This window comes from Aquitalea denitrificans (genome assembly GCF_009856625.1).
In the GTDB taxonomy this organism is placed as follows: domain Bacteria; phylum Pseudomonadota; class Gammaproteobacteria; order Burkholderiales; family Chromobacteriaceae; genus Aquitalea; species Aquitalea denitrificans.
Genome location: NZ_CP047241.1, coordinates 3,273,263 through 3,294,808, shown reverse-complemented (window position 1 = coordinate 3,294,808; position 21,546 = coordinate 3,273,263). Strand labels below are relative to the sequence as shown.

Annotated in this window: 19 protein-coding genes and 2 tRNA genes; 18 read left to right on the top strand and 3 right to left on the bottom strand. The window is 57.7% G+C overall.

The genetic code is table 11. From position 1 onward, the window contains the following. Window positions 1–33 precede the first annotated feature (33 nt). From rlmN to GSR16_RS14885, 16 genes are all read left to right on the top strand, one after another. Window positions 34–1,128: a dual-specificity RNA methyltransferase RlmN gene (rlmN, locus tag GSR16_RS14960; RefSeq protein WP_159878738.1), complete on the top strand. Its 1,095-nt coding sequence runs from the start codon at window positions 34–36 to the stop codon at window positions 1,126–1,128. Further along, complete coding sequence (gene pilW / locus GSR16_RS14955) at window positions 1,125–1,868, top strand: type IV pilus biogenesis/stability protein PilW (RefSeq protein WP_240902504.1); 744 nt, start codon at window positions 1,125–1,127, stop codon at window positions 1,866–1,868. The genes rlmN and pilW overlap by 4 nt, the downstream gene beginning before the upstream one ends. A 2-nt stretch (window positions 1,869–1,870) precedes the next feature. Then, entirely contained in the window at window positions 1,871–2,776 is a 906-nt protein-coding gene (locus tag GSR16_RS14950) for a helix-turn-helix domain-containing protein (protein WP_159878734.1), read from the top strand. A 14-nt stretch (window positions 2,777–2,790) separates the two neighbouring features. Beyond that, complete coding sequence (gene ispG, locus GSR16_RS14945; RefSeq protein WP_159878732.1) at window positions 2,791–4,074, top strand: flavodoxin-dependent (E)-4-hydroxy-3-methylbut-2-enyl-diphosphate synthase; 1,284 nt, start codon at window positions 2,791–2,793, stop codon at window positions 4,072–4,074. 54 nt (window positions 4,075–4,128) lie between these two features. Next, window positions 4,129–5,400, top strand: a complete 1,272-nt coding sequence (hisS, locus tag GSR16_RS14940) for a histidine--tRNA ligase (protein WP_159878730.1) — start codon at window positions 4,129–4,131, stop codon at window positions 5,398–5,400. Between the two features lie 17 nt (window positions 5,401–5,417). After that, window positions 5,418–6,047, top strand: a complete 630-nt coding sequence (locus GSR16_RS14935; RefSeq protein ID WP_159878728.1) for a YfgM family protein — start codon at window positions 5,418–5,420, stop codon at window positions 6,045–6,047. 3 nt (window positions 6,048–6,050) lie between these two features. Next, complete coding sequence (gene bamB / locus GSR16_RS14930) at window positions 6,051–7,190, top strand: outer membrane protein assembly factor BamB (protein ID WP_159878726.1); 1,140 nt, start codon at window positions 6,051–6,053, stop codon at window positions 7,188–7,190. An 11-nt stretch (window positions 7,191–7,201) separates the two neighbouring features. After that, a complete protein-coding gene (der, locus tag GSR16_RS14925; RefSeq protein ID WP_159878724.1) occupies window positions 7,202–8,614 on the top strand; it encodes a ribosome biogenesis GTPase Der in 1,413 nt (470 codons plus the stop codon). An 89-nt stretch (window positions 8,615–8,703) separates the two neighbouring features. Further along, window positions 8,704–8,961: an RNA chaperone Hfq gene (gene hfq / locus GSR16_RS14920; RefSeq protein ID WP_159878722.1), complete on the top strand. Its 258-nt coding sequence runs from the start codon at window positions 8,704–8,706 to the stop codon at window positions 8,959–8,961. 139 nt (window positions 8,962–9,100) lie between these two features. After that, window positions 9,101–10,231: a ribosome rescue GTPase HflX gene (gene hflX, locus GSR16_RS14915; RefSeq protein ID WP_159878720.1), complete on the top strand. Its 1,131-nt coding sequence runs from the start codon at window positions 9,101–9,103 to the stop codon at window positions 10,229–10,231. Beyond that, window positions 10,218–11,429 (top strand): FtsH protease activity modulator HflK, encoded by a 1,212-nt coding sequence (gene hflK, locus GSR16_RS14910; protein ID WP_159878718.1) that lies wholly within the window; start codon window positions 10,218–10,220, stop codon window positions 11,427–11,429. The genes hflX and hflK overlap by 14 nt, the downstream gene beginning before the upstream one ends. Before the next feature lies 1 nt (window position 11,430). Next, window positions 11,431–12,309 (top strand): protease modulator HflC, encoded by an 879-nt coding sequence (gene hflC / locus GSR16_RS14905; RefSeq protein ID WP_159878716.1) that lies wholly within the window; start codon window positions 11,431–11,433, stop codon window positions 12,307–12,309. Window positions 12,310–12,420: 111 nt separating this feature from the next. Next, window positions 12,421–13,572 (top strand): ATP phosphoribosyltransferase regulatory subunit, encoded by a 1,152-nt coding sequence (locus GSR16_RS14900; protein WP_159878714.1) that lies wholly within the window; start codon window positions 12,421–12,423, stop codon window positions 13,570–13,572. Between the two features lie 32 nt (window positions 13,573–13,604). Continuing rightward, window positions 13,605–14,900, top strand: coding sequence for an adenylosuccinate synthase (locus GSR16_RS14895; RefSeq protein ID WP_159878712.1), 1,296 nt, complete (start codon window positions 13,605–13,607; stop codon window positions 14,898–14,900). Between the two features lie 138 nt (window positions 14,901–15,038). Beyond that, a complete protein-coding gene (locus tag GSR16_RS14890; RefSeq protein WP_159878710.1) occupies window positions 15,039–16,088 on the top strand; it encodes an oxidoreductase in 1,050 nt (349 codons plus the stop codon). Further along, window positions 16,085–16,576 carry a heme-degrading domain-containing protein gene (locus GSR16_RS14885; protein ID WP_159878708.1) on the top strand — a complete coding sequence of 164 codons (492 nt, stop codon included), beginning with the start codon at window positions 16,085–16,087 and terminating at the stop codon, window positions 16,574–16,576. Before GSR16_RS14890 ends, GSR16_RS14885 begins: the two co-directional genes overlap by 4 nt. Before the next feature lie 11 nt (window positions 16,577–16,587). Here GSR16_RS14885 and GSR16_RS14880 read toward each other — a convergent pair whose 3' ends face one another. Further along, window positions 16,588–17,748 carry a cytochrome-c peroxidase gene (locus tag GSR16_RS14880; RefSeq protein ID WP_240902502.1) on the bottom strand — a complete coding sequence of 387 codons (1,161 nt, stop codon included), beginning with the start codon at window positions 17,746–17,748 and terminating at the stop codon, window positions 16,588–16,590. Between the two features lie 290 nt (window positions 17,749–18,038). Here GSR16_RS14880 and acpA point away from each other — a divergent pair, with 290 nt between their 5' ends. Both acpA and GSR16_RS14870 read left to right on the top strand, forming a co-directional pair. Next, on the top strand, window positions 18,039–19,655 hold the full coding sequence (gene acpA / locus GSR16_RS14875; protein ID WP_159878704.1) for an acid phosphatase: 1,617 nt from the start codon (window positions 18,039–18,041) through the stop codon (window positions 19,653–19,655). A gap of 145 nt (window positions 19,656–19,800) precedes the next feature. Then, entirely contained in the window at window positions 19,801–21,219 is a 1,419-nt protein-coding gene (locus tag GSR16_RS14870) for a DHA2 family efflux MFS transporter permease subunit (protein WP_240902501.1), read from the top strand. Between the two features lie 54 nt (window positions 21,220–21,273). Here GSR16_RS14870 and GSR16_RS14865 read toward each other — a convergent pair. Both GSR16_RS14865 and GSR16_RS14860 read right to left on the bottom strand, forming a co-directional pair. Further along, window positions 21,274–21,360 (bottom strand) — tRNA-Leu (locus GSR16_RS14865). A gap of 53 nt (window positions 21,361–21,413) precedes the next feature. Next, window positions 21,414–21,500, bottom strand: a tRNA-Leu gene (locus GSR16_RS14860). Between the last annotated feature and the right edge of the window lie 46 nt (window positions 21,501–21,546).

The window sequence follows — 21,546 nt, the reverse complement described above, 5'->3', positions numbered from 1 at the left end:
CCCTGTGGCTGCCGCTGTTTTACCGAGGACTGCATGAAAACCAACCTGCTCGACTTCAATCTGGACCAGCTGACCGAACACTTTGCCGCCATGGGTGAAAAACCCTTCCGTGCCAAACAGGTGATGCGCTGGATGCACCAGATGGGCGAAGACGATTTCGACGCGATGACCGACCTGGCCAAAAGCCTGCGTGCCAAACTGCACGAGCGTGCCGAGGTGCGCGTGCCGTCGCTGATGACCGGGCAGGCGTCCAGTGATGGTACCCGCAAGTGGCTGCTTGACGTCGGCACCGGCAACGGTGTGGAGACCGTGTTCATTCCGGAAGACGAGCGCGGCACCTTGTGCGTGTCATCCCAGGTGGGTTGTGCGCTGGAGTGTACTTTCTGCTCCACCGGCCGCCAGGGTTTCAACCGCAATCTCAGCACTGCCGAAATCATCGGCCAGCTGTGGTGGGCCAACAAGGCCATGGGGATTACCCCGAAAAATGAACGCGTGGTGTCTAATGTCGTGATGATGGGCATGGGCGAACCGCTGGCCAACTTCGACAATGTGGTCAGTGCCCTGCAAATCATGCTGGACGATCACGGCTACGGCCTCAGCCGCCGCCGCGTTACGCTGTCCACTTCCGGCCTGGTACCGCAAATGGACCGACTGCGCGAAGCCTGTCCGGTGGCGCTGGCCGTCAGCCTGCACGCACCCAACGATGCCATTCGCGATGAAATCGTCCCCATCAACAAAAAATATCCGCTCAAGGAGCTGATGGCCGCCTGCCAGCGTTATCTGGAAAAGGCACCGCGCGATTTCATTACCTTTGAATATGTGATGCTGGACGGCATCAACGACCGGCCAGAGCACGCACGCCAGTTGCTGGAACTGGTGCGGGATGTTCCGTGCAAGTTCAACCTGATTCCGTTTAACCCTTTCCCGAATTCGGGGTACGATCGCTCCAGTAATAATGCAATCCGGATTTTTCGGGAAATGTTGCAGGAGCAGGGCTACGTGGTTACCGTAAGGAAAACCCGTGGCGACGATATCGATGCCGCATGTGGGCAACTGGCAGGGCAGGTGATGGACAAGACCCGCCGTCAGGTCAAATGGATGCAGATCGCTCAGGAGAACGACGAATGATCAAGTGGCGAGTGTGGATGGCAGTGAGCCTGTTGGCGTATTCCTGTGCCTCATTCGCCGCTCCGGCCAACCGGAAACTGGCGGAAATCCGCAGCCAGCTGGCCGTCGAATATGCTTCCCTCGGCAATCTGCCGATTGCGCTGGAATCGGCCAACGATGCCGTCAATGCGGATGGCAGCTTTGCCGGGGCTTACCTGACCCGTGCCTATATCTTCAATCTGATGCATCTGGATGCTGATGCGGAACAGAACTTTCTGAAGGCATTGCAGGTCGATCCTTCCAGTCCGGAAGCCAATAACAACTATGGCCAGTTCCTGTGCGAGCATGACCGCCCGCGACAGGCCATGGATTATCTGGCCAAGGCAATCGGCAATCCGCTGTATCAGACACCACAAACGGCCTATCTGAACATGGGCCGTTGCAGTGTAAAACTGGGTGAAACGACCCAGGCCAATGACTATCTGCTGACGGCTTTGCGGCTTGTTCCCAATTATTTACCTGCGTTGCGTGAGCTGGCAGCCTTGCATCTGGAGCTGGGCAATGCCAAGCTGGCGTCCTTTTATTTCTCTCGCCTGCAGCAGGCGGCAGGCAACGCGCCATTGGGGGCCGATGTATTGTGGCTGGGCGTGCAGATTGCCAGAAAAGGGGGGGACCGGGCGCATGAGGCGGAGTATTCCGCCATGTTGAAGAACCGATACCCGGACTCCAGAGAAACACAACTGTTGTTAAGCGGAAGCTGAAGATGGAACAGGACGCAAATGGCCAGCCTGCCGACCTGGGTGTCGGCTCTGCGTTGAAAGCAGAGCGCGAGCGTGCCGGCATGAGTCTGGGGGAAGTGGCAGACCGGCTGAAGCTGTCCATCCGGCAACTGGAAGCCATTGAACATGATGACTTCCAGCAATTGCCGGGTGCAACGTTTGTCCGTGGTTTTGTCCGGAATTACGCGCGCTTTCTCCGGGTTGATCCGGAACCGCTGATGGCCAGGCTGGAGCAGCATTTTCCGTCGGCAGTCAATGACGTGGTCAACCTCGTCAAGCATGAACACCAAGCCGAGCCTTCTGGCACGGCACAGACCCTGTCGCGTGTTTCGTCCCCGGCTGCTGCTGGCAGCAAGGCTGGCAAATGGCTGGGACTGCTGGCTTTAGCCGTGGTGGTCATCGCCGTGGCGGCCTGGTTCGCTGGCCGACCGGATAAACCGGTGGCTGCAACTAGCCCAACGCTGCAACCCATGCTGACTGAACAGGCAGCCTCGGCGGCAGTCGGCCAGAGCAGCACGGCAAGCGTGCCGCTTGCTGAGGTGGAAAAACCTGTGGTGGCTGCCGCGTCGGTGGTGAGCGCCAGTGTACCGGCTGCAGTTTCGCCTGTTGTCAGCAAGACAGCCGCCAGTGCGGCCGTACCGGCAGAGCAAGGCAGTGGCAGGCTTACCCTCAGCGCGCATCAGGCCGCCTGGATTTCCGTGGTGGATGCCAACGGTAAAAAGCTGCAGTTTGGTACCCTGGAAGCCGGTGCCAGCAAGGAATTGAGCGGAACACCGCCGTTCCAGCTGAAAATCGGCAATGCGGCGCAGGTGCAGTTGAGCTTTAACGGACAGGCCGTCGATCTGACGGACAAGATTCGCGGTACTACCGCCAAAATTGAACTCAAGTAAATGCGGATTGTTGCATGAATAGCGTGAATATCGCGCGACGCCCCACCCGTCAGGTACGTGTGGGGCATGTCATGGTTGGCTCGGATGCACCGGTTGTGGTGCAGTCCATGACCAATACCGACACGGCAGATGCCATCGCCACCGTAGAACAGGTTTACCAGTTGTCCCAGGCCGGCTCCGAGCTGGTACGCATCACGGTCAATTCGCCGGAAGCAGCTGCGCGCGTGGCGGAAATCCGCCAACGCCTGGACGATATGGGCTGTGATGTCCCGCTGGTGGGCGATTTCCATTTCAATGGCGAGCGCCTGCTGAAGGAGTACCCGGACTGTGCCCGTGCGCTGGCCAAGTACCGCATCAACCCGGGTAATGTCGGCAAGGGTTCCAAGGGCGACGAAAAGTTTGCCTACATGATCCGTACCGCAGCCGAGCTGGACAAGCCGGTGCGCATCGGTGTGAACTGGGGCAGCCTGGATCAGGCGCTGCTGGCACGTATGCTGGATGCCAACAATCGCAAACCGCAGCCCTTGCCGCTGGAACTGGTGATGCGCGAAGCGCTGATCGTGTCGGCACTGGAATCCGCCGACAAGGCGATGGAACTGGGCCTGCCGGCGGACAACATCCTGCTGTCGTGCAAGGTCAGCAATGTGCAGGACCTGATCACCGTTTATCGTGATCTGGGCAGCCGCTGCGATTTTCCGCTGCATCTGGGCCTGACTGAAGCCGGCATGGGCAGCAAGGGCATTGTGGCTTCATCCGCCGCACTGGCCATCCTGCTGCAAGAAGGCATTGGCGATACCATTCGCATCTCGCTGACCCCGCAGCCGGGCGAAGCGCGTACCAAAGAAGTTGTGGTGGCGCAGGAACTGTTGCAAACCATGGGGCTGCGAAGCTTCACCCCGCTGGTTACCGCCTGCCCCGGTTGTGGCCGTACCACCAGCACCTTCTTCCAGGAGCTGGCCGACCAGATCCAGAGCTATCTGCGCGAGCAGATGCCCATCTGGCGCTTGCAGTATCCGGGAGTGGAAGACATGAAGGTGGCGGTGATGGGCTGTGTGGTGAATGGCCCTGGCGAGAGCAAGCTGGCTGATATCGGCATTTCCCTGCCCGGTACGGGTGAGGTTCCGGTAGCTCCGGTTTATGTGGATGGCCAGAAGGATGTCACCCTGAAGGGCGACAATATCGCGGCGGAATTCAAGGCGCTGGTGGACAACTATGTTCACAGCCGTTTTGGTGAAGGTGGCAGCAAGCGCCGGGAAACGCCGGCTGCGCGCACCATTCCCATCCTGCCGCAGCGCTGAGCGCAGGCAGCTACAGACTGGCAAGATCAACCGAATAGCAAGAAAAAATATCACATGGCGCAAAAATTGCAGGCAATCAAGGGCATGAATGATGTACTGCCCGCCGAGTCGTACCAATGGGAATACTTTGAAGGCGTACTGCGCAAGCTGCTGGCCGACTATGGCTATCAGAACATCCGCACCCCGATTGTGGAAACCACACCCCTGTTTGTGCGGGCCATTGGCGAAGTGACCGATGTGGTCGAAAAGGAAATGTACACCTTTGTCGACAGCCTCAATGGCGACAGCCTGACCCTGCGTCCAGAGGGCACGGCTGGCACGCTGCGCGCGGTGGTGGAACACACCCTGCTGTACAACACCACGCAGAAGCTGTGGTACATGGGCCCGATGTTCCGCCACGAAAAGCCGCAAAAAGGCCGCTATCGCCAGTTCCACCAGATGGGTATCGAAGCCCTGGGATTTGCCGGCCCGGACATCGATGCCGAAATCATCGCCATGACCGCCGACCTGTGGCAGCGCCTGGGTCTGAGCCAGTACGTACGTCTGGAAATCAACTCGCTGGGCAATGCCGAAGAACGTGCAGCACACCGCAAGGCGCTGATCAGCTATCTGGAAGGCTTTGTCGACATTCTGGATGAAGACGGCAAGCGCCGCCTGTACACCAATCCGCTGCGCGTGCTGGATACCAAAAATCCGGCTTTGCAGGAAATGGCTGACAATGCGCCGCGCCTGTCCGATTATCTGGGCGAGGCCTCTCGCGCCCATTACGAAGGTTGGAAGGCCATGATTGGCGCACTGGGCATCGACTTTGTCGAAAACCCGCGCCTGGTACGTGGCCTCGATTACTACAATCAGTCCGTGTTCGAGTGGGTGACTACCGAACTGGGCGCGCAGGGTACGGTATGTGCCGGTGGCCGTTACGATGGCCTGATTGAACAACTGGGTGGCAAGCCTGCACCGGGCATCGGTTTTGGCATGGGCCTGGAGCGCGTATTGCTGCTGTTGCAGGACAAGGGCCTGCTGCCAGCGGCACGCAGCGTGGACGTCTATATCGTGCAGCAGGGTGATGGTGCAGCCATGTATGCGATGAAACTGGCGCAGCAGTTGCGCCATGCCGGCCTGTCCGTCATCCAGCACCTGGGTGAAGGCAGCTTCAAGTCGCAAATGAAAAAGGCCGATGGCAGCGGTGCCGAATTTGCCGTCATCATCGGAGAAAACGAAATGGCGGCAGGTCAGGCCGTGGTCAAGCCCATGCGTGCCGAAGCGGCACAGCAAACCGTGGCGTTGGACCAGGTAGCCGCGACCATTGCCGTGATCAAGGCTTGACATAAGGGGGGTGCGCAATGGCGTACGACTTGCAGGAACAGGAACAGATCGACTCCATGAAAGCCTTCTGGCAACAATGGGGCAAACTGATTGGTGGTGCGGTGCTGGCCATCAGTGTGGCTTACCTGGGTTACAAAGGCTATGGCTACTATCAGGCAGCGCAGGCCAGCAAGGCTGCCGTGGTGTTTGCCGATGTGGAGCAGGCTGCCCAGTCGCAGGATGTAGCCAAGCTGAAGTCGGCAGCAGCATTGCTGCAGTCCGACTATGCCGGCACGGCTTATGCCGCGGATGCCGCCTTGCTGGCTGCCAAGCTTGCGTTTGAAAAGAACGATCTGGCCACAGCCCAGACCCAGCTTGGCTGGGTGGTGCAGAATGTGAAGGATGAGTCCATGGTTGCCGTGGCGCACCTGCGTCTGGCGACCATCCAGTTGGATCAGAAGCATTACGATGCCGCCATTGCAGAACTTGGTCAGGCCCACCCTAGCGCATTTGATGCACTGTTCCTTGATTTGAAGGGCGATGTGCAGGCTAGTAAGGGTGACAAGGCTGCTGCGCGTGATGCATACAAGGCCGCCCTGGCCAAGCTGGTGGGGGAATCGCCGAACCGCCAGTTCATTCAGACCAAACTCGACGCACTGGGAGGTTAATTGATGCGCCGCCAATTGCTGGTTACTGCTGTTCTTTCCTCGTTCCTGCTGGCCGGCTGCGCCAGCTGGTTTGAAAGTTCTTCCGCTGCAAAACCCACACCGCTGGCGGCCATCAAGCCCATCCAGGCCCTGAATGTGAAGTGGAGCCTGTCGCAGGCTGCATCCGGCAATGCCTTTTCCCCGGTGTATACCAACGGTAATGTGGTCTCTGCAGATGCTTCCGGTCGCATCCGCACTGTGGATGCCCTGTCCGGCCGCGTCAGCACCGAAGTTTCCCTCAAGCGTGAACTGTCCACTGGCGTAGCTGCTGCCGGCGACACCGTGATTGTTGGAACCCAGGACGGCAAACTGCTTGCCGTTGAGCGTAGCAGTGGCAAGACGTTGTGGGAGCAAACCCTCACCAGCGTGGCGCTGGAAGCCCCGCAAGTGGCCGCAGGCATGGTGGTGGTGCGCAGCAATGATGGCCGTCTGACGGGCTTTAGCCTGGCCGATGGCAAGCAGCAATGGTCGGTAGCACGCACGCAGCCGCAGTTGCTAGTGCGCAATACCGGCTCGATGCAGGCTGTGGGTAATGAGGCTGTCATGGTTGGTCTGCCTGGCGGCAAACTCGACATCATCAGCCCGGCCAACGGCAATACCCTGTGGGAAGGCGTGGTTGCCAACCCGCGCGGTGCTACCGAGCTTGAGCGTATTACCGACATTACCAGCCGCCCGGTTTACGATGGCGGCCAGGTTTGCAGCGTGGCCTACCAGGGCCGTGTAGCCTGCTTCGACGCCAAAACCGGCAGCCTGATGTGGGCAAGAGAGCTGTCATCCAGCCGTGGTGTGGCACTGGATGCCGGCAAGCTGTATGTCACTGCAGAGGATGGTTCGGTGTGGGCGTATGATCGCACCACCGGTCGCAATCTGTGGAAAACCGACGCACTGAAATTCCGTAATGTATCTGGCCCCGCCATGCTCGGACGTTTTGTTCTGGTGATCGATGGCGAAGGCTATGGCCACCTGCTGTCCAACGAGAACGGCAGTCTGGTGGGCCGTGTGAAACTAGGCAGCGAAGGTACCATCGCCCAGCCCGTCTCCCTGGGCTCTTCTGCCCTGGTGCAGGGGCAGAATGGTCGCCTGTCGCTGCTGTCGATTGAGTAAAAGCTGTAACCATGAAACCAACCGTAGCGCTGGTCGGCCGCCCCAATGTGGGCAAGTCGACCCTTTTCAACCGGCTCACCCGCAGCCGTGACGCCCTGGTCGCCGACCAGCCCGGCCTGACCCGCGATCGCCACTACGGCCATGGTCGTGTGGGGGAAAAACCGTATCTGGTGGTGGACACCGGTGGTTTTGAACCCGTGGTCGATGAAGGCATCCTGTTCGAGATGGCCAAGCAGACCCTGCAGGCCGTGGATGAAGCCGATGCCGTGGTGTTTCTGGTGGATGGTCGCACCGGCATCACCCCGCAGGACAAGATTATTGCCAACCGCCTGCGCCAGATCGACCGACCGGTCTTTTTGGTGGTCAACAAGGCCGAAGGCATCAGTCATGCCATCGCCGGTGCCGAATTCCACGAACTGGCATTGGGCCAGCCGCTGGTGATTTCCGCTGCTCACGGCGATGGTGTGCGCGAGCTGATGGAGATGGTGCTGGAGGATTTCCCGGAGGAGGTGGAAGAAGAAGACCGCTATCATCCGAAATTTGCCGTCATTGGCCGCCCCAATGTGGGAAAGTCCACGCTGGTGAATGCCATTCTGGGTGAAGAGCGCGTCATTGCCTTCGACCAGGCCGGCACTACCCGTGACAGTATCTATATTGATTTCGAGCGCGAAGGCCATACATACACCATTATCGATACTGCCGGTGTGCGGCGTCGCGGCAAGGTGAACGAGGCCATCGAAAAGTTTTCCGTCATCAAGACTATGAAGGCGATTGAAGACGCCAACGTCGCGGTATTGGTGCTGGATGCGCAGCTGGATATTTCCGAGCAGGATGCCACCATTGCCGGTTTCGCCCTTGAGGCAGGCCGGGCGCTGGTGGTGGCGGTCAACAAGTGGGACAACCTGGATTTCGAACAAAAGGAAACCATCAAGCGGGATATCGCCCGCAAGATCAGCTTCCTTGACTTTGCCAAGTTCCACTACATCTCGGCCATCGAAGGCCGTGGTGTGGCTGATCTGTTCAAATCCATCGATGAAGCCTATCAGGCAGCCATGGTGAAGCTGGCCACGCCGAAGCTGACGCGGGTACTGAATGTTGCAGTAGAACGTCAGGCTCCGCCGCGTTCAGGCCTGATGCGCCCCAAGATGCGTTATGCTCACCAAGGTGGCATGAATCCGCCTATCATCGTGATTCATGGCAATGCACTGGATGCGATTCCGGCAAGTTATACGCGTTATCTGGAACATACCTTCCGCAAGGTGTTCAAACTGCAGGGCACTCCGCTGCGTGTGCAGTACAAGACCTCGGAAAACCCCTTCGATACCGAGGTATCCAAGGAAAAATCCAGAGCCAAACCCAAACCGATGTCAAAGTTGCGTGGGCGCGAGAAGGAAGTGCGCTGGGGCAAGAGTGGTAAAAAATAGTAGGCTGGGTTTTTTTCTGCTAAAAATAAGCATGCCAGCCGGGTTTAAAAGATTACTTAATACAACAATCAACGATTCGGAGAAAACGAATGAGCTCTAAAGGGCAAATGTTACAAGACCCGTTCCTGAATATTCTGCGCAAGGAACATGTGCCGGTTTCCATTTATCTGGTTAACGGCATCAAGCTGCAGGGTCAGGTCGAGTCTTTTGACCAATACGTCGTGCTGTTGAAAAACACGGTGACCCAGATGGTATACAAGCACGCCATCTCCACCGTGGTACCGGCCCGTCCGGTAAACATCCCGCACGAACATCCGGGTCAGAAGCAGGATCAGCAAGAAGCCTGATCAGGCCGAGCGCTGTATCCTCCACGGGCCGCCAGGCTGTGTCATCCTGACACGGTTTGTCGGCCTTTTTTCATGCCAGGTCCGGCTGCAAGTGTGCTGTTCCGCTGCAGCAGAACCTTCTTCTACGGTTTTGAATACTGTGTTTGATCGTCCCGATATTGGAGACCAGGCTGTGCTGGTCTGTCTGGATTTTGGTGATCCGGATCATCAGGAAAACGTTGCCGAATGTGCCGAGCTGGTTCGCTCCGCCAATGTCACTGTCACCGGCATCATCCAGGGCAAGCGTCAGCGGCCCGATGCCGCGCTGTTTGCCGGCAAGGGCAAGGTGGAAGAGGTTGGCGTGATGGTGCGGGCAACCGGTGCCAATGTGGTGATCTTCAACCATCAGCTGTCGCCGGCGCAGGAACGCAATCTGGAGCGTGCCTTGCAGTGCAGGGTAATCGACCGCACCAGCCTGATTCTGGATATTTTTGCCCAGCGTGCCCGCAGCCATGAAGGCAAGCTGCAGGTGGAACTGGCGCAGTTGTCGCACATCGCCACCCGGCTGGTGCGTGGCTGGACCCACCTGGAGCGGCAAAAGGGTGGTATCGGCTTGCGTGGCCCGGGGGAAAGTCAGCTGGAGACCGACCGCCGCCTGCTGGGAAACCGGGTCAAGGCGCTGAAGGAAAGGCTGGCGCAGGTACAAAAGCAGCGCAATACCCAGCGGCGTGGCCGGCTGCGTACCGGCATTGCCTCGGTTTCCATTGTCGGCTATACCAATGCGGGCAAGTCCACCCTGTTCAATGCGCTGACCAAGGCACGCGCCTATGCGGCCGACCAGCTGTTTGCCACGCTGGATACCACCAGCCGCAAACTGTTTCTCAATACGGAAACCTCCGTCATCGTTTCCGATACCGTCGGTTTTATCCGGGATTTACCGCATACCCTGGTTGCTGCTTTCCGCGCCACACTGGAAGAAACCATTCAGGCCGATTTGCTGCTGCACGTGGTGGACTCGTCCAATCCACTGCGCGATGTGCAAATCGAAGAGGTCAACAAGGTACTGGCAGAAATCGGCGCAGAATCCGTGCCGCAGTTGATTGTGTGGAACAAGACCGATTTGCGTCAGTTGCCTGCAGCCATCGAGCGTGATGAACTGGATGAAATCCAGGCCGTTCGGTTGTCCGCCCTCACCGGAGAAGGGTTGGAACTCTTGCGTGAAGCTCTTGCCGAACGTCTGCAGTCACCTGATAACCAACACGAAGAACAAGACGAATATGTCGCAGAATGATCCAAACCGGGGGCGTCAGGGCAGTGACGGCCCACCGGACCTAGACGAAATTTTCCGCCAGTTGAACCAGCGTCTGGCGCGATTGCTTGGCGCGCGTCCTCCTGCTGGCGGCCAGCCATCCCCGGAACCCAAGGCCGCCTTCAAGGGCGGTGCCATGGTGGTGGTCGGCGTGCTGGCCGCACTGTGGCTGGGCAGCGGCTTTTATGTAGTGGATGCCAAAGAGCAGGGCGTCGTGTTGCGCATGGGCAGTTTCAGCCGGGTAACCGACCCGGGCCTGCAGTGGCATGCTCCTTATCCTTTTGAGAAAGTGGAAATCGTCAACCTCACCGAGCTGCGCAGTGTCGAAGTGGGCTATCGCAGCAATGCCAAGAACAAGGTGCCGGAAGAATCTCTGATGCTGACGGCAGACCAGAACATCATCGATGTGCAATTGTCGGTGCAGTACGACGTTAAAGACCCCAAGGCTTTCCTGTTCAATAATGCTGCGGCAGACCGCAATGCCAACGATATCGTCAAGCAGGCAACGGAAACTGCAATTCGTGAAGTGGTCGGGCGCAACAAGGTGGATTTTGTGCTCAATGAGGGCCGGGCGCAGATTGCAGCTGAAGCACAAAAGGTGATTCAGGACATTCTGGATCGCTATGGCCTGGGCGTACGCATTGCCAAGGTCAACATCAACGCGGTGCAGCCGCCAGAGCAGGTATTGGCTGCTTTTGACGATGCGGTCAAGGCAGGTCAGGACAAGGACAAGCTGCGCAACGAAGGCCTGGCCTACGCCAACGATGTGGTGCCCAAGGCCAAGGGGATGGCTGCCCGGCTGGAGCAGGAAGCCGAAGCGTATCAACAGAAAGTCGTGTCGCAGGCTGAAGGCGATGCCTCGCGTTTCAAGCAAGTGTTGTCGGAATACAACAAGGCTCCCAAGGTCATGCGTGACCGCCTTTATCTGGACATGATGCAGCAAGTGATGAGCTCCACTAGCAAGGTGATTGTCGATCAGAAGGGCGGCAACAGCCTGCTTTATCTGCCACTGGACAAACTGACTCAGGCTGCCACTTCCGCTGCGTCAAATGGCGCTTCCGTTGCAGCTTCAGCACCCAGCGCCGCACCGGCAACCGTCCCGTCGGCTCCGGCTGTCCGCAACAACAAGAGTGGCCGTGACTTCGGTCGCAGTCGTGACATTCTCGGCGGGGAGCGCTGACATGCAGAAACTCATGCCAACCTTGCTTGCTGTGCTTGCCATCCTGTTCATCGCCAGCTTGTCGCTGTTTACTGTCGATCAACGCCAGTACGCCATGGTGTTTCAGTTTGGTGAGGTAGAACGTGTCATCAAGCAGCCAGGTATCCAGTTCAAGATTCCCTTGCTGCAGAATGTGCGCTATTTCGATAGTCGTGTACTGACCATCGATGCCGAGGCCCCTGAGCTGTTCAACACCCGCGAGAAGAAGAACGTGCTGGTGGATAGCTATGTAAAATGGCGCATTGTCGATGTTGAACAGTTCTACAAGAGCGTCGGTTCGGAAGCTGCTGCAGTGGCCCGCTTGAAGCAAACCATCAACGATGGCCTGCGTGCCGAGTTCGGCCAGAAGACAGTTGCTGATGTGATTTCGGGCAAGCGCGACGAGGTAATGGAGACGGTTCGCAAGCGCGCTGACGCAGATGCGCGTAAAATAGGCGTGGAAATTCTCGATGTACGCTTAAAACGTGTCGATTTTCCGGATAAAATAAGCAGCTCTGTCTATGACCGCATGCAGTCCGAGCGTCGTACCGTCGCCAGCCAGCTACGCAGCGAAGGTGCCGCCGACGCCGAACGCATCCGTGCCGAAGCAGAAAAGCAGCGCGACGTGATTCTGGCTGAAGCCTACAACCAGGCGCAACAGCGCAAGGGCGAGGGCGATGCCAAGGCAGCGGCGATTTATGCCGAAGCGTATGGCCGCAGTCCGGAGTTCTACGCCTTCTGGCGCAGCATGGATGCGTACAAGGAGTCGTTCAAGAACAAGAGCGATGTCATGGTGCTGGATCCGAACAGCGAGTTCTTCAAGTACTTCAAGAACCCGCAGGCTGCCAGCAAGGGCAAGTAAGCGTTGTCTTGATTCTACAATCAGTTTTCATGACTGGCCGGACACCCCGGCCAGTTTGCCGTAAACAGGGCGGGGTGATGAATCCCGCCTTTTATTTGTCGAAAACGGAATATGCGTAACTGGCTGTTACCCGAATACATTGCGGACATTCTGCCCGCTACTGCCCGCCAGGTGGAGTCTGCCAAGGCGGCGATGCTGGAACAATTCCGCTGTGCAGGCTATGAACTGGTCCTGCCTCCGCTGATCGAATATGTCGATTCGCTGATCGCCGAAGGTGATACCGCGCTGGATCTGAAAACCTTCAAGCTGGACGACCAGCTGTCTGGTCATCAGCTTGGGCTGCGGGCCGACATCACGCCGCAGGTGGCGCGCATCGACGCCCATCTGCTGGGTCATCGCACCGGTGTTACCCGGCTGTGCTATGCCGGTAGTGTGGTGCATACCCGCCCCAACGGTTTGATGAGCTCGCGCCAGCCGATGCAGGTGGGTGCCGAACTGTACGGCTATGCCGGCATTGAGGCCGACATCGAGATCATCGAGCTGATGCTCGCCACGCTGGATCAGGTCAAGGTGCCGCAGCTGCGTCTGGACGTTGGCCATACCGCCATCTTCCGTGGTCTGGCCAATGCCGCCGGCCTGTCGCCGCAGGCCACGCGCGAACTGTTCGCCGTGCTGCAGAACAAGGATGCCGCTAGCATCGCCGAACAAGTTGCCGGTCTGGCCGAACCTTATCGCTCTGCCTTCCTGGCTCTACCCGAACTGTATGGCCCGGCTGCGGTACTGGAAAAGGCGCGCACTCGTCTGCCGTCCTTGCCGGAAGTGGAACTGGCACTGATGCAGCTCTCTGCCATCGCCCGTGCTTTTGAAGGCCGTGTTGCCATCAGCTTCGATCTGTCCGAGCTGCGTGGCACGCACTACCATACCGGTTTGATTTTTGCCGCCTATGCTCCGGGCTGGGCGGTAGAGCTGGCCCGTGGTGGCCGCTACGACAATGTTGGCCGCCGTTTTGGCCGTGCCCGTCCTGCTACAGGTTTCAGTCTGGATCTGCGTGATTTGATCCAGATTCTGCCGGAACGCGGCAGTGCCATGGGCATCCGCGTTTCCAATCGCCACTTGCCGGCCGCACAAGCGGAAGTCGAACGTCTGCGTGCCGGTGGTGAAGTGGTGATCATTGATTACCTGGGGGAATCAGCCGAAGCCATCGGCTGCAACCGTGAACTGATTCCGGCCGCTGATGGCTGGCAGATCGTCCCGTTTAACTGATTTTTAGTTTGACTGAAGAAGAGGTTTTTCCAATGTCCAAGAATGTTGTCGTGATCGGTACCCAATGGGGTGATGAAGGCAAGGGCAAGATCGTTGACTGGCTGACCGACCACGCACGTGCTGTGGTACGTTTCCAGGGTGGTCACAATGCGGGCCATACCCTGGTGGTGAATGGCAAGAAAACCGTGTTGCGCCTGATTCCGTCCGGCATTCTGCGCGAAGGCGTGGAATGTTTTATCGGTAATGGCGTGGTGCTGTCGCCTGAAGCGTTGCTGAAGGAAATCGACGAGCTGGAAGCTGCTGGCGTGAATGCCTCGGCCCGCCTGAAGATTGCTGAAGGCTGCCCGCTGATCCTGCCTTACCACGTGGCGCTGGACCAGGCGCGCGAAGCCTCCCTTGGCGCTGGCAAGATTGGTACCACTGGCCGTGGCATTGGCCCTTGCTATGAAGACAAGGTAGCCCGTCGTGCGCTGAAGGTGATTGACCTGTTCAATCCGGAACGCTTTGCCAGCAAGCTGAAGGAAAACGTTGATTACTACAACTTCCTGCTGACCAATCTGCTCAAGGCCGAACCGGTTAGCTACGAAGACATCCTGGCCAATACCATGAAGTTGGCCGAGCGCATCAAGCCGATGGTGGCCGACGTATCCCGCACCTTGTACGACATGGACAAGGCTGGTATCCCCATCCTGTTCGAAGGTGCGCAAGGCACGCTGCTGGACATCGACCACGGTACCTACCCCTTTGTCACCTCTTCCAACTGCGTGGCTGGTGCCGCAGCACCGGGCGCTGGCGTACCGCCGCAGATGCTGAACTATGTACTGGGTATCGTAAAGGGCTACTGCACCCGCGTGGGTTCCGGTCCCTTCCCGAGCGAGCAGGAAAACGAAATCGGTACCTTCCTGGCCAAGCGCGGTAACGAATTCGGTTCCGTTACTGGCCGTCCGCGTCGCTGTGGCTGGTTTGATGCCGCTGCGTTGAAGCGCTCCATCCAGATCAACGGTGTGTCCGGCCTGTGCGTGATGAAGCTGGACGTGATGGATGGCTTGGAAGAAATCCAGCTGTGCACCGGCTACATGCTGGATGGCAAGAAGATTGATATTCTGCCCTTCGGTTCCGATGCGGTTACCAAGTGCGAACCGGTCTACGAAACCATGCCGGGCTGGACGGACTCCACGGTTGGTGCCAAGCGCTGGGAAGACCTGCCGGCTAACGCCCAGGCTTACCTGAAGCGTATCGAAGAAGTATGCGGTGCGCCGATCGATATCGTTTCCACCGGCCCTGACCGTGAAGAAACCATCGTGCTGCGCCACCCCTACGGACTGTAATTGCGGTTCACTCCAGAAAACCCACCCATGGCGGTGGGTTTTTTTTATGCGCGAATACAGGCAAGATAGCGCTAACATCGACTGTGCAGTCTCTTGTCACCCAGCCATACGCCAGTATGGGTTCCTCCCGGAAAAGACATGTCCACACCTCTGAACGCTGTGCTGCTCGGCTATGGTTATGCCGGCAAAACCTTCCATGCTCCGTTGATTGACGCCTGCCAGGATTTACACTTGTATGGCATCGTCAGCAGCAAGCCCGAACAGCTGGCCACTGACTGGCCCCAGGCGCGTTGCTGGCCAACGCTGGAGCAGGCCTTGCAAGATACAGCGGTCGACCTGATTGTCATTGCCACACCCAATGATTTGCACTTCGAACAGGCACAGGCTGCCCTGCTGGCTGGCAAGCATGTGGTGGTCGATAAGCCCTTCACCGTCACGCTAAGCGAGGCAAGACAGCTGGATGTGCTGGCAAAGCAGCAGGGGGTATTGCTGTCGGTTTTCCATAATCGACGTTGGGACGCTGATTTTCTGACCTTGCGCCAGCTGCTGGCCAGTGGCCGCTTGGGACAGATCAGCCAGTTTGCCTCGCATTTTGATCGTTACCGGCCAGAAGTGCGCCAGCGCTGGCGCGAGCAGGGGGGTGCCGGAAGCGGTTTGTGGTACGACCTGGGCCCTCATCTACTGGATCAGGCCTTGCAGTTGTTTGGGCAACCTCTCGGCGTTAGTGCATATCTGGCCACGCAGCGCCAGGGTGCCAAAGCCACGGATTACTTCCACGTGCAGCTGCGTTATCCGTCTATCCATGTGGTACTGCATGGTTCATGCCTGGTTAGTGGTGGCATCCCGCGCTTTGCCGTGCATGGCGATCTGGCCAGCTATGTCAAATATGGGCTGGATACACAGGAATCTGATCTGAAGCAGGGTAAGGCTGTGGGCGGGGAGGGCTGGGGGTATGATCCCCTGCCAGGGCTGTTGATCGTGGCTGAAGGTGATGTGAGCCGTGGCACGCAATGGGCCAATCAGGTTGGCGACTATCGTTGTTACTATCAGCGCGTTGCAGCAGCCATACGCGGGCAGGACAGCAATCCGGTGACTGCCGCTGAGGCCGCCACCGTAATGGAATGGCTGGAGCGCGCCGTGCGTAGCGCCGCGTTGGGACGTGAAGTAACGGCGGAGGAGGTGTTGTGAGTATCGAGCAGGATTTGCAGATCATTGTGCAGCAGGAGGCCCTGTTGCAATTCAAGCAATTCGATGCGGAAACGGCGTGGCAACTGGGTTGCCGCCTGCGCGAAGAGGCAACACGGCGCGGTGCCGCACTGGCGATTGTGCTAACTCTCAACCAGACCCGCCGCTTTCAGTGCCTGATGCCGGGAGCCACGGCCAATAACGAGGATTGGGCACGGCGCAAGCATAATGTGGTGCAGAAGTTTGAACGCAGCACATTGGCCATCGGTCTGGATTGCCAGCGCCAGCAAACCAGCCTGCAGGAGAAGAACGGACTTCCCCTGGCAGATTACGCTACCCATGGCGGCGGATTTCCGCTGCTGCTGCAGGGCGGTGTGTGCATCGGCTCGATTGTGGTGTCAGGCTTGCCACAACGCGAGGACCACCAACTGGTGGTGGATGTGCTGGCTGCCATGCTGGGTCAGACGGATGTGCCTCGCCTGGATGTGTAAGCGCTCCAGCCCTATTGCCCGTTCCGGGCCGGGTGGGCATCGGCATCCGTCAGCGTGCCCAGAAAAGCCAGCAAGTCGCTGATTTCTTGTGCGTTAAGCGCTGGCGGCGCTCCCTTTTTTCCGCCAAAGGGGGCTTCGCGGTTGATATTGCCATGATAAACCGTCGGCAAGTCGTCAAACATTACCGGCTGGCCATTGCTGGCGACTGGGTACCATTTTTCCGGCTGGGTATCGCGGCTGGCATAAAACTCCAGAACCTGGCGCAAGTCATGGAGCACTCCGTTGTGGAAAAACACCTTGCGCGTTGCGACATTACGTAAGGATGGTGTCCGGAACAAGCCACAATATTCTGCTTTGCGCATGTCCTGACGCAGCGGGCCGCACAGGCCCAGGTCGTGATATTCCGGCTGATGGTTGAGGGCAAGCTGCGGGTTGCGTGGTACACCCAGCGCAATCAGGCCAAAGTCGCTGAATGCCGGAAAGGCACCATCGGACTGCCGCTCACTCAAATGACAGGCTGCACAGTTGCCCTTGTCCGGACTGTTGAATACTTGCAAGCCGCGCAACTCCTGATGGCTCAACTCAGCCTTGCCCCGCAGCCAGTCATCATATTTGCTGCTATATGGGTAAAAATCTGCCGGGTTTTGCTGGAAAACCTCCAGTGCCAGCACCAGTTTGTCGAAGGCTTGTGCCGGGCGCTGGAAGATATCCTTGCCGAAAACCGCCATGAAGGCGTTGGCACTTGCACTGGCTTGTAGCTGCCTTATCACTTGATCGCTACTGTCATTGGCCATTTCATTGGCCGCAAGCAGCGGAATGCGTGCCTGCTCATGAGTGCTGGCCGCACGGCCATCCCAGGTAAAGCCCCCGGTCGGCCCTGCATCCTCGCTGTCATTGCCATCGTTGTCGCGGAAGTGCTCGCTAAAAGGCGGTACGGTCTGCAAATAGCGCAATGACGGTACTGCGCGACTGCCCATCTGTTTGCCATCAATACCGCCAAACTGAACTGACCGGCTATCCGGAGGGCCATAAGCATGTTCCGGGCTGTGGCAGCTGGCACACGATTGCTTGCCACTTGCCGATAGTGCAGGCTCAAAGAATAGCTGGTGTCCAAGCGCACTTAGCTGTTGGCCCTCTTGTGGCGAGCTGACCGCATAAATGCCTGGACGCATACTGGCCTGTTGCTGTATCCCGGCCTGCTTGCACGCGCCAAGACAGCAGACAAGCATAAAACCAAGCAAGAGAGATAGATGGAGTCGGTTGGGGCGGTGATACATGGCGATTGATCATCGATGGCAGTCTTGCAACATAACGCAGTTTCATCACCGTGTGATGACAGGGGCACCCTTACTCCGGTCAGTGGCTTGTGCCTTGCCTGCCGAAATATTCTGGGTTGTTAATCCATCATCATCGTGCAACAAGGTGAAGGCAAAATCAGCAGTATCAGCATAAGGAAATGGACATGACGCACTGCAAGCCCCTGTTGGCCCCGATCGCACTGGCAATTGCTCTTGCTGGCTGCAACAGCATACCGGCAACACCGCCGGTGACCACTGGCTCCCTTGATGCCATTCAGAATGTGGTGGTGATTTTTGCAGAAAACCGCGCGTTCGATAATCTTTACGGCCTCTTCCCTAGCGCCAATGGCATTCCCGGGGTAAATCCATCTTCCCGTGGCAGCTATGTGCCGCAGAAGGATTTCGATGGTTCCGTCCTGCCGGTACTGCCGCCGACATGGGGCGGGCTGACGGCTGCCGGACAGGCCGTCACCTTGCCGCAGTCGCAAACCATGGGTTGGCCAAACCGTCCTTTCCCGCTGGATGATCCCAAGGGTGTGCAAGGCAGTGCCACCGTAGTGTCGCAGGAGGTGACAACACGAGATCTGGTACATCGCTTCTATAACAACCAGATGCAAATCAATGGTGGTGCCAACGACAAGTTTGCCGCTTATTCCGATGCCGGCGGTCTGAGCATGGGCTATTACGATGGCAGCAAAATGGCCTTGTGGAAGCTGGCGCGTCAGTACACGCTGGCAGACAACTTTTTCATGGGTGCTTTTGGTGGTTCCTTCCTCAATCACCAGTACCTGATTTGTGCCTGCGCCCCACAATATCCGCATGCCGATGCGGCTGATTCTCCGGCTCGCGACTCCATCTCGGCCATCGACACCGATGCGCAGGGACGTTTCTTGCGCCTGACCCCTGCTGCCGGTGCCAAGGCATCTGTTCTGGATGGCAAGGCAACTTACAAAAACGACGGTAACCTGACACCAAAAGACAAGCAGGGCATGTTCTATGCGGTCAATACCATGCAACCGCTATATCAGCCCAGCGGCAATGCGCCAGCGGCCAATGGCGCCAGCCAGTATGCCGATAAGGCCAAGGCCACGACGTTGCCGACGCAAACCGGGCCCACCATTGGCGACAGGCTCAGCGCCAGGGGAGTCAGCTGGGCATGGTATGCCGGTGGCTGGAATGCGGCACTGGCTGCGCGCAGCAATATTTACAACGGCAGTACGCCAAACTTCCAGCCACATCATCAGCCTTTCAACTATTACGCAGATTTCGATCCGCAGACCCGGCAGGCAAACCGTCATGCGCATCTGAAGGATTTTGACGCAGAATTCTTGCAGGCTGCGCAAGCAGGCACACTACCGACAGTGTCATTCTATAAACCACAAGGCAACGTCAACCAGCACGCCGGTTACGCCAGTGTCGCCGATGGCGACGCCCACATTGCGCAAGTGATTGCCCGTCTGCAGCAAAGCCCGCAGTGGAAGAACATGCTGATTGTGGTGACTTACGATGAAAACGGCGGCATCTACGACCATGCACCGGTCCCGCAAGGTGACCGCTGGGGGCCGGGTAGCCGCATTCCTGCCATCATCATTTCGCCGTATGCGCGCAAGGGCTTTGTCGATCACACCCAGTATGATACCGGCTCCATCCTGCGCTTCCTGACGCGGCGTTTCGAGCTGCAACCCCTGCCTGGAGTGCTGGAGCGTGATGCCGGCCTGCGTGCCAATGGCGCAGCCCCGATGGGCGATCTGAGCAATGCGCTGAATCTGCCGCAGCACTGATTCTGCTGGCAGGGTAAGCAGGGCAGCCATGGGCTGCCCTGTTGCATTTCACCGGTACGCAACACTTGTTAGTAACATCCTTGCTGTCCATTTTGGTCAAGCTGTTAGACTGAAATCCGGTTCTTGCATCAGTACACATCACATCATGCAGTTTCTTGTTGCCAGCGGCATGCTGACGCCGCTCATCATTGCCACCGCGCTATTCATGGAAAACATGGATGCCACGGTGATTTCCACTTCCTTGCCGGCCATTGCGCAGGATTTGCTGGTTGATCCGGTGGCGCTCAAGCTGGCACTGACATCCTATCTGGTGAGTCTTGCCGTTTTCATTCCAGTCAGTGGCTGGATGGCAGACCGCTTCGGTGCACGACGGATCTTCCGCTCGGCCATCCTGGTTTTCATGGTGGGTTCAGTCCTGTGCGGCTTCAGTGGTTCGCTTGAGTCTTTTGTACTGGCACGTTTCGTTCAGGGGATAGGCGGGGCGATGATGGTGCCTGTCGGACGCCTGGTCATTTTGCGTACCACACGCAAGGATGAGCTGGTGAGGGCCTTGAGTTATCTGACCATTCCAGCCCTGCTGGGGCCGGTAATAGGCCCGCCACTGGGGGGCTTCATCACCACTTATTTCCACTGGCGCTGGATTTTCTTCATCAATATCCCGATTGGCTTTCTTGGCATGCTGCTGGCCGGACGTTATATCGAAAATCTGCGCGATGAGAATGTACCGTCACTGGATAAGACCGGCTTTGTATTGACGGGTGTCGGTCTGTCTCTGCTGATGCTCGGATTGGCGACCGAGGGCAAGCATATGCTGTCAACGACGTTGTCTCTGGGCGTCAGTGTGCTGGGGGCCATGATGCTGCTGGGTTATCTACTGCATTACCGGCGCGTGAAAGAGCCGCTGCTTGATTTGTCTTTGCTACGCCTCCCCACCTTTCATGCCAGTGTGCTAGGTGGCTTTCTCATCCGTATGGGAATTGGCGCTACTCCTTTTCTACTGCCTTTGATGTTGCAACTGGGTTTTGGCTATTCTCCCTTCGAGTCAGGCTTGCTGACTTGCTCCACGGCGGTGGGAGCCATCTTCATGAAAACCATTGTATCCCGAGTGCTGGAGCGGTTTGGCTTCAAGAGTGTACTGAGCTGGAACGCGGTGTTTGTTGCCCTGTCGATGGCTGCATATGGTTTGTTTCGCCCTGATACGCCTCACTGGATGATGTTGCTGGTGTTCGTTCTGGGCGGGTTTCTGCGCTCACTGCAATTTACCAGCCTGAATGCGATTGCTTTTGCCGATATTGGGCAGGTGAGAATGAGTCACGCAACCAGCTTGTCCAGCGTGGCTCAGCAATTGGCCGCAGGTTTTGGTGTCACATTTGCGGCCATGAGCTTGCAGGTGATAGCTGGTGTTCAGGGACATATTGTCTTGCAGAGCAGCGACTTCGCATGGTCTTTTGTGGTGATGGGGGGGCTGACCCTGCTTTCCGTATTCTTCTTCTGGAGGCTGGATCGCAATGCCGGTGCTTCGCTGGCCATGCGTGGTGAGGAAGGCAAGGTGCAAGAAAATTGAGCGAGAAATGCATAAATGGAAAAAGCCGCTGATCAGAGATCAACGGCTTTTAATTGGTGCCCAAGAGAAGACTCGAACTTCCACACCCTTGCGGGCGCTAGGACCTGAACCTAGTGCGTCTACCAATTCCGCCACCTGGGCAAAGCAAATTGTCATACTACAAACCAGCAATGCCTGCTGATTTTAAAAATTGTTGGTGCCCAAGAGAAGACTCGAACTTCCACACCCTTGCGGGCGCTAGGACCTGAACCTAGTGCGTCTACCAATTCCGCCACCTGGGCAAACCAAATTTTTTCGTTACAACTTATTTTAGCACTATACAATACA

Bases quoted from the DNA above. Each gene is read 5' to 3' on its own strand.
- hflC (WP_159878716.1), top strand. From the start codon at position 11,431: ATGCAGAAACTCATGCCAACCTTGCTTGCTGTGCTTGCCATCCTGTTC.
- GSR16_RS14890 (WP_159878710.1), top strand. From the start codon at position 15,039: ATGTCCACACCTCTGAACGCTGTGCTGCTCGGCTATGGTTATGCCGGC.
- hfq (WP_159878722.1), top strand. From the start codon at position 8,704: ATGAGCTCTAAAGGGCAAATGTTACAAGACCCGTTCCTGAATATTCTG.
- bamB (WP_159878726.1), top strand. From the start codon at position 6,051: ATGCGCCGCCAATTGCTGGTTACTGCTGTTCTTTCCTCGTTCCTGCTG.
- GSR16_RS14950 (WP_159878734.1), top strand. From the start codon at position 1,871: ATGGAACAGGACGCAAATGGCCAGCCTGCCGACCTGGGTGTCGGCTCT.
- rlmN (WP_159878738.1), top strand. From the start codon at position 34: ATGAAAACCAACCTGCTCGACTTCAATCTGGACCAGCTGACCGAACAC.
- ispG (WP_159878732.1), top strand. From the start codon at position 2,791: ATGAATAGCGTGAATATCGCGCGACGCCCCACCCGTCAGGTACGTGTG.
- pilW (WP_240902504.1), top strand. From the start codon at position 1,125: ATGATCAAGTGGCGAGTGTGGATGGCAGTGAGCCTGTTGGCGTATTCC.
- GSR16_RS14870 (WP_240902501.1), top strand. From the start codon at position 19,801: ATGCAGTTTCTTGTTGCCAGCGGCATGCTGACGCCGCTCATCATTGCC.
- GSR16_RS14880 (WP_240902502.1), bottom strand. From the start codon at position 17,748: ATGCGTCCAGGCATTTATGCGGTCAGCTCGCCACAAGAGGGCCAACAG.
- hflK (WP_159878718.1), top strand. From the start codon at position 10,218: ATGTCGCAGAATGATCCAAACCGGGGGCGTCAGGGCAGTGACGGCCCA.
- der (WP_159878724.1), top strand. From the start codon at position 7,202: ATGAAACCAACCGTAGCGCTGGTCGGCCGCCCCAATGTGGGCAAGTCG.
- hisS (WP_159878730.1), top strand. From the start codon at position 4,129: ATGGCGCAAAAATTGCAGGCAATCAAGGGCATGAATGATGTACTGCCC.
- GSR16_RS14900 (WP_159878714.1), top strand. From the start codon at position 12,421: ATGCGTAACTGGCTGTTACCCGAATACATTGCGGACATTCTGCCCGCT.
- GSR16_RS14935 (WP_159878728.1), top strand. From the start codon at position 5,418: ATGGCGTACGACTTGCAGGAACAGGAACAGATCGACTCCATGAAAGCC.
- acpA (WP_159878704.1), top strand. From the start codon at position 18,039: ATGACGCACTGCAAGCCCCTGTTGGCCCCGATCGCACTGGCAATTGCT.
- GSR16_RS14895 (WP_159878712.1), top strand. From the start codon at position 13,605: ATGTCCAAGAATGTTGTCGTGATCGGTACCCAATGGGGTGATGAAGGC.